We start from the raw sequence: 12,376 nt of genomic DNA on the forward strand, positions 1-12,376 counted from the left end.
TTGCGCTTACTTCGTGGCGCTGGAAGCCAGGGCGTTGAACTGCTTGTCCAGCTCGGCCAGCGACTGGTTGATGTGGGCGCGGCGATCCTGAATCCACTTGCCCTGCTCGCTCAACTGCGCGCGCGCTTCTTTCACCATGCGGTCCATCTCGGCAGGCTGCGGGCCGCCGATAGTGGCGCGGTTCTTCACAATGGCCACCGGGTCCAGCGTCGAACGGAATTCCGCTTCGCTCATCGGCAGTTCCTTGGCGTACTTGGAGTCTTTCATGGCATCCGCGTAGATGCGGCGAGCCTGCTCATACGGAAAGTCCAGCGGCTTGATGTTGTTGGCTTTCGCGTAGGTGACCACTTCTGATGCAAAGTGGTGACCGTCGCGGAACGGCAGCTTGTACTTGCGCATCAGCACGTCGGCCAGTTCCTGCGAAGCTGTCCAGTCGCTGTTCAGCTCTTCCAGCGCGCGCTCGGGGCTGATGACCATGGCCTTCAACACGCGATCCCAGCGCTTTAGCGCCGAGATGCCGCTGTCCACCATCGCGGAATTCTGCTTTACGTCCTTGGGGTCGCTCATGCCCGGCGTGATGTTGTGCGTCTGGATGATTGGCCCCATCGCCAGCGTCACGGCGGTGGAGGCGTCGCTGCGGGTGTCGTTTAACAAACCCGGGTTGCGCTTTTGCGGCATGGCGCTGGACACATAGGTATTGCCACCGCCCTCTTGCAGCAGGATCCAGGGGCGCGACTGCGCGTACTGCGTCATGACGTCTTCAACGAAGTTGCCGGTGCGCAGCGCGATGCTGGTCACGATGGACCCCACTTCCACCGGCTGGTCCATGGACGAGATCTGCGAGGCGTCGTAGGCGTTATCGACCAACGCTTCAAAGCCCAGGTATTGCGCCATGCGCTTGCGGTCCAGCGGCCAACTGGTGCCGTTGAGCACGGTGGTGCCCATGGGCGAGCGGTCGATGCGCGCATAGGCTTCGCGGATACGCTGCGCGTCGCGCGCCAGGCCTGCTGCCTGACCCAGCAGGTAGTGGCCATAGCTGTTGGGCTGCGCGGCCACGCCATTGGTGTAGTTCGGCACGACGGTGCCGGCGTGCTTGGCGGCCAGTTCCACCAGCGTGGTGGAAGTCTTGTTCAACTGATCGGCCAGGTCCAGCAGCTTGTCGCGCAGGATGGCGCTGCGGTAGGTCGCGTGCATGTCCTGGCTGGAGCGGCCGGCGTGCAGCAGCGTGATGTCTTCGCCCGCCGCCTTGATCAACAGGGGTTCAAAGGTGATGACGGTGGCGGGGCGTTTGGCGCCGGGCTGATTGCCGTCGTGGATCACCTTGGCCACGCCCGCCGCCAGGCGCGGCGCCATGGACTTGTCCAACAGCCCTTCGTCGGTGTTGATGACGGCGGTGGCTTTGTTGATTTCCCCCAACCAGAAGAAGGGATCGCGTGGGGTGGCGGGGGCTGCCGCGGGCGCGGCGCCCGCGGCCGGTGCTGTCTGGGCCAGCGCGGCGTGCGCGCTCAGCGACAAAACCAGGGCGGCGCCCAGGGTGGGAAGAAACTGTCTCATGGCGTTCTCGTTATAGGGGTGGTCCGGTAGTTTATGGAAAAGCCCCCGCGCCGAAAACCCAGAGTTTCACGGATACGTGGTGACAAAAAAAAGCCCCTGCCATCCCGAAGGCAGGGGCCAAGCCGGCGTGCTGGCGACCAGGTCGCCCGCCACCGCGCGATATCAAATTCAGCTTGTTGTCATGACCGTCGGACTCAGCTGGCCGAATCCAAACGCACCTGCACGCTGTCGGCGTTGTACACGGCAGTGGCCTTGAAGCCCTTGACCGCAATACCGTCGAACGTGCCATGCACCTTGTTGGCGCGCAGCACCGTGATCGTCGTGCCAACTTGCGGCGTGTAGCCCAAGCGGAAGTCGACGTTCAACTGGCCCGCCAGGGCGGCATCCGAGTTCACGGCGATCTGGCCGGCTTCATCGTCGCCGATCAGGGTTTGCAAGACAGCCGCCGAGGTCTGCGTATAGCTGCCTTGCACCTGCACCGCTTCAGCAGCATTCAGCGACAACGCGCCGCCGCTGAGGTACACCGCGCCATTGCCCAGCGCCTTGACCGAGTCGGCACGCAACGTGCCGCCGGCAACCAGGGTGCCACCCGTGTAGGTGTTGATGCCCGCGAGCCCCAAGGTGCCGGTGCCGCTCTTGGTGAGCTTGCCCGCGCCGCTGATGTCATTGCGCCACACGTCCAGCGCATTGAAGCCGCCACGGCTGGCGGTCATGGTGACGTCCACGTCGCCATTGAAGGCGCCATAGCCGTCCCCGGCCGCGAACAGGTTCAGGCGGCCAAAGCCTTCGGCGTCGTCAATGACCGGATAGCCTGAGGGCAGCGCCGTGGTCTTCAACACCACGCGGCGTTGCTCGGCCGTCAGGTACGGCAGGCGCGTTTCCAGCATGACTTCAGCGCCCTTGGGCACAACGGCCGGTTTGCCGGTGTCGCCAATCTGCGTGAAGGCGAACGTCAGGCGGCGACGGTACTCCGCCTTGTTCTTGGCGTGATCCGCAAAGCGATCCTGGCTGACGTCCTGCGAATGCGCGAACGCCAGGAACTGCTCGGGCGTGCTGGCGCCCACGGCGGCCATCAGCGTTTGGTGCGCCTGCGCGTACGCCACCGAGCGCGTGCCTTCGCTGGCGGCATAGATGTTGCCCAGCGCCGAGGCCTGCCCCAGGATGCGGCCACTAATCACGTCCAGCGGCGAATGCATGCCGGCGATGATGCGGCTTTCGCCCAGCTCCAGGCCGCGCGCCAGCAATTCGTGGAAGCGCTCCGGCACCAGGTAGGCCATGCCGATGGCGTTGCGCACGGATTCCGCCGTGTGGCCGCTGGGGTAGCCGCCGTCGGTCGGGGCCGACGTGCTCTTGGCCGGTTCAAGCGTGGGCACCACCTGCACGTCCGCGCTCCAGCGCCACGGGCGGGCGTACTTGTAGTAGCGCTTGCTGGGCTCGGTGGACGCATTGGCGCCCATGCTCTGCACAAAGGCGATGACGTCGCCGAAGGTCGGGTTGGCGGCGCCGCTTACGCCCGTGTTGTTGCCGGTGTCGTCGTACTTCACCGTGGTGGCGTCGGGTGCCACGTCGTTGATGCTGGTGGTCTGCTGGGCAGCCGTGCGCCATGCCGGCGTCAGCGGCCCAAGGCCATCGGTCACGCTGTAGTTCTTGCCACGGCGATCATCCAGGTAGGCGGCCTTGGCCTGCTCCGGTGTGCGGGCGGCGGTGGTGCGCACGACGAAGTCAATGTTCTCGTCGTGCACGGCCTTGTTCTTGACGCGGCCATCCGTGGCGTCGCCGGGCATACCGGTCCAGTCCGACGCGATGATGCCGGGAAAGCCGTCGGCGCCTGCTGCGGTGACGCCAGCATCCACCAAACGGGTGCGCGGTTCCCAGATGTCCAGAAAGCCATCCAGCACACGCACGCCGGCGTTGGTTTCCAGGGTGGCGTAGCGCGGATCACCGCGCTGGTTCGTGCTGGCGAAATCAACAAAGGCGGGCGCATCGGGCACCGGCGCGGTATCGACTCGGCCCAACCCGGCGGGCGGCGCGGGGATGACGTACGCAACGTCATCGTTCTGACCTGGGGCGTCGGTGTCGTTGTCGTCATCGCCGCCGCAGGCGGACAAGGCCAGGATTACCGCCAGGGACGTGGCGCGCAAGGCGTAGGCAGGGAGCCCCCTGCGCAAGGGTCGTGCTTGGATCATCAGGATCAACCAAACTGGTTAGAGAACGCAGCATGGTAGGTAGGAAATATTTACGCCCGATGACACGCGCTTGATAAATCCCGGGCTTGCCCGTCATGGCGGATCGGCCGCGGCCACGCCCGAGATGTAGGGGTCGAAGAAGCTGGCCGCGCTCATGCCTGGGATGTATTGATCCGAGATATACGCGCGGCAGCGCTGCATGAATGCTTGCGTCAGGCGCGAGGGTTTCATTGGTTTGTACGTGGCCAAGCCCAGCAGCATGGGGCGTTGCTCACCGGCCAGGCGCAGGCGCACCAGACGCTTGCCATCCAATGATTGCGTCGACTTCGGCCGCACGTTGAAGAGCGCGTAGCCGATGCCATTGGCGACCATCGAACGCACCACGTCTTCGGAACGTGAACGCGCCACGATGTTCGGTTCCAGCCCAGCCTTGGAGAACAAGGACAGGAAATATTCGCGGCTCATGGGCAGGTCCAGCAGCACCATGGGCAACTGCGCCAGCTCATCAAGCGTGACGGCAATCTGCTGCGCAAGCGGATGCAGTTCGCTGACCAGCACATGCGGAGGCATGTGCGCCAGCGTTTCAAAGCTGATCTCTTCGCCCAACTGCAAGTCGTAGGTGAGTGCGACGTCGATGTCCAGCGTGTGCAGCTTGTTGATGAGCTCTTGCTGGTCGCCCTCGGCCATATGCAGCTCGACCTTTTCGAACGCACGCGAGAAACCAAAGATGACCTCGGGCGCAATCATGGCCGCCAGCGGCTGAAAGCAGCCCACGCGCAGCACGCCCTGGATTGCGTCGGTGGAGTTCGAGGCAATCTCGTAGAGCTTGGTCGCGCGTTCCAGCAGGTCTTCGCATTCCTGCATGACCTGCATGCCCAAGGGCGTTAGCGCCAGGCCCTTGGAGGGATGCCGCACGAACAGTTGCACCCCAAGCTCGGTCTCGATGTGGGCGATGGCCGCCGAGATGGACGGCGGCGAGATGTGGATCTGGGCGGACGCTGCGGCGATGCTGCCGTGCTTGGCCGTCGCCACCAGGTACTCCATCTGACGCAGGGAAATGCGATTGAGCATGGTCCAACTTGAGGGAACAGGGAATGTTGCAGAGTATCCGGTCTGCCCGTCGCGGTGGGCAACATTTTGCTCAGCCTCACAAGTCGCCCGGCACGCCGAAGCTTGGCGCGTCACGCGGGTCACGCGCGCGCGTCACGTAGGCCGCAAGCTGGGGCTCGTAAATTTTCCACGCGTCGTACAGCGCTTCCACCGGCCCGGCCTCTACCCAATCCAGCCGCAGATCCACGATCGGCCAGTCCAGGTCCTGATAGACCAGCAGGCCGGCGGAATGCACCGGCCCCGCTTCCCCACCCGCCGCCTGACCCGCCAGCAACGCCTGCATCAAGCGTTCGGCCAGCGCGCCCTCTGCCCGCTCGAACGCGGCCAGCATGGCGCGCGGCACGTCGGTGCTGGCCAGCATGTTGCCGGCGCAGGCGGCGTGCTCGCCCGCCGCGCTGGCCAGTACGCCCAGCGCGCTGGCGCCCGTGTAGATGGCCGGCGGGTTCGTGGCGTCTATCGCCATCAACTGGCGGTAGGCGATGAAGGGCCGCGCTTGCAAGCCATCAAGCGCTTGTTGCGGCGTATGCCCCGCCGCCATCGCGTCCAGCGCCAACGGCCCGAGCGCGGGGTCGGTGATGTTCTGGCTGACGGCGGCCCCCACACCCGCGCGCGCACGGATGCAGCGCGAGGCCACGGCGGGCGAAGACGACGAGACGGCCGCGCCGAACTGGCCGGAGGCGGGGCAGCGGGCAATGATCGAAAAGGTCATGGTCGGTGGCCTGAATGGATATCAATCGGGGATGACGGCGGTGGCGTCGATTTCGACCAGCCATTCCGGGCGCGCCAGGGCCGACACCACGATGCCCGTGGACACCGGGAATACCCCTTTGAGCCAACGCCCCACCACGCGGTAGACCGCCTCGCGATAGCGCGGATCAATGATGTAGATGGTGATCTTGCAGATGTCCTCAAGTTCGCCGCCTGCCTCTTTGAGCAGCATGGCGATGTTCGCCATGGCCTGCTCTGCCTGCCCGGCGGCGTCGCCGATGCACACGCTTTCAGAGGTATCCAGGTTCTGCCCGATCTGTCCCCGCAGGAAGACGGTGCTGCCCCGGGCCACCACGGCCTGGCACAGATCGTTGTCCAGGCTCTGTTCCGGGTAGGTGATCTTGGTATTGAAGGTGCGGATGCGCTTGTGTTTCATGGCTGCGTGGGTAGGTGGGTCAATGGCATGGCCCCCATCTTCAAACCCGGACGACGCCACCGGCTATTTGTTTTTTCCTTTGGCCGCTCTCGGAATTTCCGACTCAGGCGCGGACAAGCCAAGTTGCGCCCCCACGCACCGCGCCTCAGGAAATTCGAGCCAGGCCGAAGGAAAAGGCGACTTGGCCCCCGCTGCCCCCTCTTCCATCATCTGGCTTCCAGTCGGAAGCGCTCGGCGGAACCAACATAGACAAGGGGATTTCAATGATTCGCAAACTTACGGTAGCCGGCCTGGTTGCCGGCGCGCTGCTTGGCAACGTCGCCTGGGCCCAGGACGCGCTGGTGGTCAGCACCTGGGGCGGCAGCTTCCGCGACCTGATCGACGAAAACATCGGCAAGGAATTCACGCGCCAGACGGGCGTGCCGGTCAAGTACATCACGGGCGGCACGATCGACCGGCTCAACAAGGCCAAGCTGACCAAGACCCCGGAAAGCGACATCACCTTCACCACTTCGCACATCGGCTGGCTGTATGTGGACGGCGGCCTGTTCGAAAAGCTGGACACGGCCAAGCTGCCCAACTACGCCAACCTGGTGGACCGCGCCAAGGTCAGCCCGTATCACGTGGGCAGTTGGGCGTACGTGTACACCATCGGCTACCGCCCCGACCTGACGCCCAAGAACATCAAGTTCGATAGCTGGAACGACCTGTGGAACCCCGAGCTCAAGGGCAAGCTGTCTGCCCCGGACTTCGACCCCAGCCACATCATCAACGTGTCGGCCATGCTGTCGGGCGGCGACGCCAAGTCGTGGGAAAAAGGCCAGGACAAGCTGCGCGCGCTGAAGCCGAACTTCAAGGCCTTCTACACCAACGACGCCAACAGCCAGCAACTGATCGCCACGGGCGAAACCCCGGTGCAGATCCTGTTGTCAATGAACGCCTACTACATGATCAGCCAAGGCGTGCCGATCAAGGTGGTCATGCCCAAGGAAGGCGCCGTGCTGGGCATCGACACCATGGGCATCATGAAAGGCAGCACCAAGGCGGACCTGGCCTACAAGTTCATGAACATCGCCTTGTCGCCCGAAGTGCAGTCCAAGATCGTGGCCTTCAAGAAGGCCAGCCCGGTCGTCACGAACGCCAAGGTATCGGCCGAGGACGCGGCGCTGCCCGGCGTGTTCACCACCAAGGAACAGTGGGACACGCAAGCCATCGTCATCGACGACAAGCTGCGCGCCGAGAAGACCGCGGAATGGCGCAAGTGGTTCACCGAGAACATCATGAACTGAAGCCCGCGCCGGTTGCACCGCGCCGCGCCTGTGTCCCGGCCTTGAATGTGGCGGGACACAGGCGTTTCCAGCAAGCATCAACGCATTCGGATTGACAAGCCCCTATGAATACACGTTCCAGTCTGCGCGGCTGGTTGATATCACCCGCCGGTCTCATCGCCCTGTGCATCTGCGTGTCGATGGCGGCGGTGCTGCAATTCAGCGTACGCGCCTTCATTCCCGGCTCGTTGGACGTGGGCGGGCTGACGCTGGCGAACTTCACGGGGCTGGGCAAGTCCGTCTACCTGTCCGCCTTCGCCAACACGCTGCTGCTCAGCATCGAAACCACCGTCTGCTCCTTGCTGGTGGCCTACCCGCTGGCCTACGCCATGGTGCGGGTGCGCAACCGCCTGCTGAAATCGTTCATCCTCATCGTGTCGATCACGCCGTTGTTCCTGGGTGAAATCGTCCGCACGTATTCGTGGATCATCGTGCTGGGCAACAACGGCTTCATCAACACGGTGTTGCGGAAAATTGGGCTGATCGACGTACCGTTGAACCTGATGTTCACGCACCTGGGCGTGCTGATTGCGCTGGTACACGTGACGATACCCGTGGTGGTGCTGATGCTGGCCACCGCCATTTCGCACATCAACCGCGACTATGAAAAAGCCGCGCAAAGCCTGGGCGCCGGCCCCGTGCGCACCTTCCTGACGGTAACGCTGCCGCTGTCCATGCCGGGCATCATCGCCAGCATCACCACGTCGTTCGCCTGGACCTTCAGCGCGTTTGCCACGCCGCAGATGATCGGCGGCGGCCGTGTGCCGACGGTGTCCACACTGGTCTACCAGTTGGGTTTCTCTTCCATGAACTTCCCCCTGGCCGCGAGCCTGAGCGTTGCCGGCCTGGCCTTGACGGTCGTGTCGCTGATGCTGCTGGGCCGGGGCACCAAGCGACTCAAAGCAATGGGAGCGCACTAGCATGGCCATCAAACACACTCTGCCCTTGCCGCTGCGCATTGGCGCGCCGCTGCTGATCACCCTTATCCTGGCGTTCGTGCTGTTGCCGGTGGTGGTGGTGACCTTGGCATCGTTCAACGACAAGGCGCTGCTGACGTTTCCGCCCGAAGCCTGGTCGCTACGCTGGTTTGAACGGGTGTTCACGTACCCGGACTTCCAGCAGGGCTTTCGCGCCAGCCTGATCGTGATGGTCTGGGCGTCGTTCCTGGCGCTGTTCATCGGCACCGCGCTGGCCATCGCCGTCAAGCGCATGGGCTTTCCCGGCAAGGACATGTTGCAGGCCATCCTGCTGTCGCCGCTGGTGATCCCGCATTTCACGCTGGGCCTGGGGCTGCTGATTCTGGTGGCGCAGTTTGACATGGACCGGGGCTACGGCCTGGTCATCCTGTGTCATGTGATGCTGGTGCTGCCGTTCGTGATGCGCAGCGTGTATGTGTCCATGGAGAACATCGACGAACGCCTGGAACAGGCGGCGGCCAGCCTGGGCGCGTCGCCCTTGAAGGTGATGTTCACGGTGACCGTGCCCTTGCTGGCGCCGGGTCTCTTTGGTGGGTGGTTGTTCGCCGCCATCATGTCGTTCAGTGAATTCACCGCGTCGCTCTTCGTCACGACACAACTGACGCAGACGCTGCCGGTGTCGATGTACAACTACGTGCGTGAATTCGCGGACCCGACGCTTGCCGCGCTGTCGGTGGTGTATATCGCCGTGACGGCCAGCCTGCTGGCTCTAGCCAACGCTTTCCTGGGCCTGGGCAAGATCCTGAATATTGAAGAAGTGGATTAGGCGGTCCGGCGATCCGGCGGCCCGGCGGCCGGCGACCCGGCCGCCCGACGCTCAATACCCGCGCGATGGGTCGATCTGGTTGGCCGGGGCATCGCCGCAAGACACGCGCGCGATGTTCTCGGCGATCTGCGCCGCCGCCGACGCCGGAATGGCGACGGATGCCAGATGCGGCGTGATCAGCACGTTATCCATGCGCCAGAGCGGGTCGTCACCGGGCAGGGGTTCGCGTTCAAAGACGTCTAGCGTGGCCGCACCGATATGCCCGCTTTGCAGCAGCGCCGTCATGGCCGCCTGGTCCACCAAGGCGCCACGCGCCACGTTGATCAGCGCGGCTCCGCGCGGCAGCTTCTCAAGTCGTGCCTGATCAAGCAGGCCGCGCGTCTGTGGCGTCAGCGGCAGCATGATCACCAGGATATCGGCCTGCGAGATCACCGTATCCAGCGCATCCATGCCCGCGTGGCACTGCACGCCCTCAATCTGACGCGGGCTGCGCGACCAGCCCAGCACGGTGAAGCCTTGGCGTTGTAGTTCATGGGCGGCATAGGCGCCCAGTTCCCCCAGGCCCAGCACCGCCACGCGCGTATCTTCTGGCGACCGAGGATGCCGGTACGCCCATTCCCCACGGCGCTGCGCCTGTTCAAACCAGGGAATATCGCGCGCGTGGCGCAGCGTGGCGAACAGCACGTAGCCCGCCATCATGCGAGCCATATGCGGATCGGTGATACGGGTAATGGGTACGCCGGCCGGAAGATCGTTGCGACCAACCAAGGAATCCACCCCCGCGCCCAAGTTGATGATCAGGCGCAGGTTGGGCATGGGGTCAAAGAAGCCGGTGGGCGGCTTCCAGGCCAGTGCGTAGTGGATGGCGGTGGGGTCGTCGACCTCGCTCTCGTGCAGGACGCGCAACGGAGGCATGCGCGCCTGCAATGCCTGTTTCCACGCGGTGAAATCGTCGAACTGGCTGTAGAAGACCAGCGCGCCAGAGGGCGCGGCGAGGGTCGCGGCGTTGTTCGCGGCGTTGTTCGCGGCGTTGTTCGCGGTGTTGTTTGCGGTGTTGCTCGCGGTGTTGCTTGACGTCATCGGTATCGCCTTTCAAGCGGGGCGCGCGATCAGGCGCGACATGGCTTCAATGGCCAGCTCATAGCCCTCGCCGCCAAGGCCCGCGATGACGCCGTCGGCCGCTTTGGAAATATAGGAATGATGGCGAAACGTCTCGCGCCGCCAGATGTTGCTCATGTGGACTTCGATAATGCGGCCGGGAAACGCCAGCAAGGCATCCAGGATGGGAATCGAGGAATATGTCAGGCCCGCGGCGTTGATGATGATGCCTTGCGCATCGCCGCGCGCTTCCTGTATCCAGTCGATCAACTGGCCTTCATGGTTGGATTGCACGAAATGCAGTTGCAGGTTCAGGCTTGCCGCCTTCTTTTCGCAACGGTCGCGCAGCGCCGGGAAACTCTCGGCGCCATAGGTCTTGTTGGCGTCCAGGCCGTATAGATTGGCGTTCGGGCCGTTGAGAAACCAGATGGTGGCGTTGGTGGTAGTGGTGGATGGCGTCATGGCGGTAGTCCGGAATGTGGTCTAGGTGATGCAGCCTTAAGCTTCATGAGGAAGCGTTGCCTGCATGGCGGGCAGCTTGCGAAACGCCGCTTCCCATTGCGCGGCGCGCGGATGGCTGGCGCGCCAGTCCAGTTCAGGAAAACGAAAATCCAGATAGCCCAGCGCGCAACCCAAGGTGACTTCACCGATGGTGGGCGCTTGCGCAGCAAGTGCTGCCCCCTGCGGGTCGGTCAGCGGGTAGGTCAGCGGGTTGATCAGCTCGCCTGCCTGCTGTTCGATCTGCTCCAGGCAGGCGCCGACCTTGACCAGTTGCGCATCGCGCCACACCGGCCATTGATGTTCAGCCGGCCGAGCCGTGCGTTCATAGCGCGCCAGCAGGGCCGCATCCAGCAGCCCATCGCCCAGCGCCTGTTGCGCCAGGGCGACCCAGCGGCGCGGCCCCACGGCGGGAAACAAATCGGCGTTGCCGCCCAGATGGGCCAGGTATTCGCAGATGACACGGCTGTCGTACAGCGACTGGCCATCACCCAGGATCAGCGTTGGCACCTTGGCCAAGGGGTTGTGGGCGGCGATACGGGCATCACGCCGTACCGGGTTGGCCGCGCTGTCCAGCCATTGGATCTGATCCGCCACGCCCGCCAAATGCGCGCAAACCATGACTTTTCGGACGTAGGGGGAAGTGGGTGCGTAAAGCAGCTTCAACATGGGGTCTATTCCTTTATCGCGAACGCAAAACGAACCACGCAACGCATCAAGGACGCAGCACGACCTTGCCGAAGACGTCGCCGCTTTCCAGCAAGCGGTGCGCCTGCGCCGCCTCTGACAGGGGCAGGCTGGCGTGGACGCGTGGGGCGATGCGGCCGTCCAACACCAGCGGCAGCACATGCCGGGTGATGGCCTGCGCCATGCGCGTTTTCTCTGCCGCGCTTTGCGGCCGCAGGGTGGATGAATGCAGGCTCAATTGCTTTTGCATCAGGGTCAGCAGGTCGATGTTGACCTGGGACCCTTGCAAGAACGACAGGCTGACGTGGCGGCCACCAAAGGCCAGCGCCTGAAGGTTGCGCCGCACATAGTCGCCGCCCACCATGTCCAGCACCACGTCCACGCCCTGCCCTTGCGTGGCGTCCAGGCAGGCCTGCACGAAATCCGTATCGCGATAGCAGATGGCAAAGGCCGCGCCCATCTCGCGCAGCGCCGGCAAGCGATCCGCGCGCCCGGCCGTCGCCACCACCCGCGCGCCCGCCGCGTGCGCCATGCGCAGGGCCAGCGTGCCGATGCCGCCCGCCGCGCCATGAATCAACACGGTCTGGTCCATGCGCAGGCGGCCAAGCTCAAACAGGTTGTGCCACACGGTGAACAAGCCTTCGGGCAAGGCCGCCGCCGCGTCGTCGTCCAGACCGTCCGGTACGACAAAAGAATGATCGACGCGCGCCACGCACCAGGGGGCATAGCCACCGCCGGGCAACAGGCTCATCAGCCGTTGGCCCCGCAGCGCTTCGGGCACGCCGGGGCCTGCGGCGACGACTTCGCCGCAGGCTTCCAGGCCCAGCACGTCGGTGACGCCAGGGGCCAGCCGTACCGCCCCCTGGCGTTGCATGATGTCCGGCCGGTTGACGCCGACTGCGTGCACGCGCAGCAGCACTTCGCCGGGGCCGGGCGTCGGCACGGGCCGGGTTGCCAACGTCAGCACACTGGCGTCGCCAGGCTCGCGGGCCACGATCGCCTGCATGGTGGAAGGAATGACGGTCATG

12 protein-coding genes are annotated in these 12,376 nt (G+C 64.4%); 3 read left to right on the forward strand and 9 right to left on the reverse strand.

The window, feature by feature from the left end; all coding sequences use genetic code 11:
* Positions 1 to 6: 6 nt before the first annotated feature.
* The 5 genes from M2361_RS16030 to M2361_RS16050 form a co-directional block, all read right to left on the reverse strand.
* Positions 7 to 1,554 carry an argininosuccinate lyase gene (locus M2361_RS16030; RefSeq protein ID WP_259250538.1) on the reverse strand — a complete coding sequence of 516 codons (1,548 nt, stop codon included), beginning with the start codon at positions 1,552 to 1,554 and terminating at the stop codon, positions 7 to 9.
* A 194-nt stretch (positions 1,555 to 1,748) separates the two neighbouring features.
* Entirely contained in the window at positions 1,749 to 3,740 is a 1,992-nt protein-coding gene (locus M2361_RS16035) for a phosphatase PAP2 family protein (RefSeq protein ID WP_259250540.1), read from the reverse strand.
* A 93-nt stretch (positions 3,741 to 3,833) separates the two neighbouring features.
* Positions 3,834 to 4,811: a LysR substrate-binding domain-containing protein gene (locus M2361_RS16040; protein ID WP_100854315.1), complete on the reverse strand. Its 978-nt coding sequence runs from the start codon at positions 4,809 to 4,811 to the stop codon at positions 3,834 to 3,836.
* Positions 4,812 to 4,887: 76 nt separating this feature from the next.
* A complete protein-coding gene (locus M2361_RS16045; protein WP_259250541.1) occupies positions 4,888 to 5,559 on the reverse strand; it encodes a DUF1028 domain-containing protein in 672 nt (223 codons plus the stop codon).
* A gap of 21 nt (positions 5,560 to 5,580) precedes the next feature.
* Positions 5,581 to 5,994, reverse strand: a complete 414-nt coding sequence (locus tag M2361_RS16050) for a RidA family protein (RefSeq protein WP_100854313.1) — start codon at positions 5,992 to 5,994, stop codon at positions 5,581 to 5,583.
* A gap of 263 nt (positions 5,995 to 6,257) precedes the next feature.
* Between M2361_RS16050 and M2361_RS16055 the strand changes: the two genes are divergently transcribed.
* From M2361_RS16055 to M2361_RS16065, 3 genes are all read left to right on the forward strand, one after another.
* Positions 6,258 to 7,283 (forward strand): PotD/PotF family extracellular solute-binding protein, encoded by a 1,026-nt coding sequence (locus M2361_RS16055; RefSeq protein ID WP_259250545.1) that lies wholly within the window; start codon positions 6,258 to 6,260, stop codon positions 7,281 to 7,283.
* Positions 7,284 to 7,387: 104 nt separating this feature from the next.
* Positions 7,388 to 8,242, forward strand: coding sequence for an ABC transporter permease (locus M2361_RS16060; protein ID WP_100854311.1), 855 nt, complete (start codon positions 7,388 to 7,390; stop codon positions 8,240 to 8,242).
* A 1-nt stretch (position 8,243) separates the two neighbouring features.
* Complete coding sequence (locus tag M2361_RS16065; RefSeq protein ID WP_259250547.1) at positions 8,244 to 9,065, forward strand: ABC transporter permease; 822 nt, start codon at positions 8,244 to 8,246, stop codon at positions 9,063 to 9,065.
* 51 nt (positions 9,066 to 9,116) lie between these two features.
* Here M2361_RS16065 and M2361_RS16070 read toward each other — a convergent pair whose 3' ends face one another.
* From M2361_RS16070 to M2361_RS16085, 4 genes are read right to left on the reverse strand one after another with little or no spacing between them, the layout of a single operon-like run.
* Positions 9,117 to 10,145 carry a glyoxylate/hydroxypyruvate reductase A gene (locus tag M2361_RS16070; RefSeq protein ID WP_259250548.1) on the reverse strand — a complete coding sequence of 343 codons (1,029 nt, stop codon included), beginning with the start codon at positions 10,143 to 10,145 and terminating at the stop codon, positions 9,117 to 9,119.
* 12 nt (positions 10,146 to 10,157) lie between these two features.
* Positions 10,158 to 10,625: a type II 3-dehydroquinate dehydratase gene (locus M2361_RS16075; protein WP_259250550.1), complete on the reverse strand. Its 468-nt coding sequence runs from the start codon at positions 10,623 to 10,625 to the stop codon at positions 10,158 to 10,160.
* A 36-nt stretch (positions 10,626 to 10,661) separates the two neighbouring features.
* Positions 10,662 to 11,330: a glutathione S-transferase gene (locus M2361_RS16080; protein ID WP_259250551.1), complete on the reverse strand. Its 669-nt coding sequence runs from the start codon at positions 11,328 to 11,330 to the stop codon at positions 10,662 to 10,664.
* Between the two features lie 46 nt (positions 11,331 to 11,376).
* Positions 11,377 to 12,375, reverse strand: a complete 999-nt coding sequence (locus M2361_RS16085; RefSeq protein ID WP_259250553.1) for an NAD(P)H-quinone oxidoreductase — start codon at positions 12,373 to 12,375, stop codon at positions 11,377 to 11,379.
* Position 12,376: the final 1 nt, after the last annotated feature.

The organism is Achromobacter sp. JUb104 (assembly GCF_024806975.1).
Taxonomy (GTDB): domain Bacteria; phylum Pseudomonadota; class Gammaproteobacteria; order Burkholderiales; family Burkholderiaceae_B; genus Achromobacter; species Achromobacter spanius.

What these genes read in the sequence shown, in the direction of transcription:
- M2361_RS16030 (WP_259250538.1), bottom strand. Translation starts at nt 1,554, where the DNA reads ATGAGACAGTTTCTTCCCACCCTGGGCGCCGCCCTGGTTTTGTCGCTG.
- M2361_RS16035 (WP_259250540.1), bottom strand. Translation starts at nt 3,740, where the DNA reads ATGATCCAAGCACGACCCTTGCGCAGGGGGCTCCCTGCCTACGCCTTG.
- M2361_RS16040 (WP_100854315.1), bottom strand. Translation starts at nt 4,811, where the DNA reads ATGCTCAATCGCATTTCCCTGCGTCAGATGGAGTACCTGGTGGCGACG.
- M2361_RS16045 (WP_259250541.1), bottom strand. Translation starts at nt 5,559, where the DNA reads ATGACCTTTTCGATCATTGCCCGCTGCCCCGCCTCCGGCCAGTTCGGC.
- M2361_RS16050 (WP_100854313.1), bottom strand. Translation starts at nt 5,994, where the DNA reads ATGAAACACAAGCGCATCCGCACCTTCAATACCAAGATCACCTACCCG.
- M2361_RS16055 (WP_259250545.1), top strand. Translation starts at nt 6,258, where the DNA reads ATGATTCGCAAACTTACGGTAGCCGGCCTGGTTGCCGGCGCGCTGCTT.
- M2361_RS16060 (WP_100854311.1), top strand. Translation starts at nt 7,388, where the DNA reads ATGAATACACGTTCCAGTCTGCGCGGCTGGTTGATATCACCCGCCGGT.
- M2361_RS16065 (WP_259250547.1), top strand. Translation starts at nt 8,244, where the DNA reads ATGGCCATCAAACACACTCTGCCCTTGCCGCTGCGCATTGGCGCGCCG.
- M2361_RS16070 (WP_259250548.1), bottom strand. Translation starts at nt 10,145, where the DNA reads ATGACGTCAAGCAACACCGCGAGCAACACCGCAAACAACACCGCGAAC.
- M2361_RS16075 (WP_259250550.1), bottom strand. Translation starts at nt 10,625, where the DNA reads ATGACGCCATCCACCACTACCACCAACGCCACCATCTGGTTTCTCAAC.
- M2361_RS16080 (WP_259250551.1), bottom strand. Translation starts at nt 11,330, where the DNA reads ATGTTGAAGCTGCTTTACGCACCCACTTCCCCCTACGTCCGAAAAGTC.
- M2361_RS16085 (WP_259250553.1), bottom strand. Translation starts at nt 12,375, where the DNA reads ATGACCGTCATTCCTTCCACCATGCAGGCGATCGTGGCCCGCGAGCCT.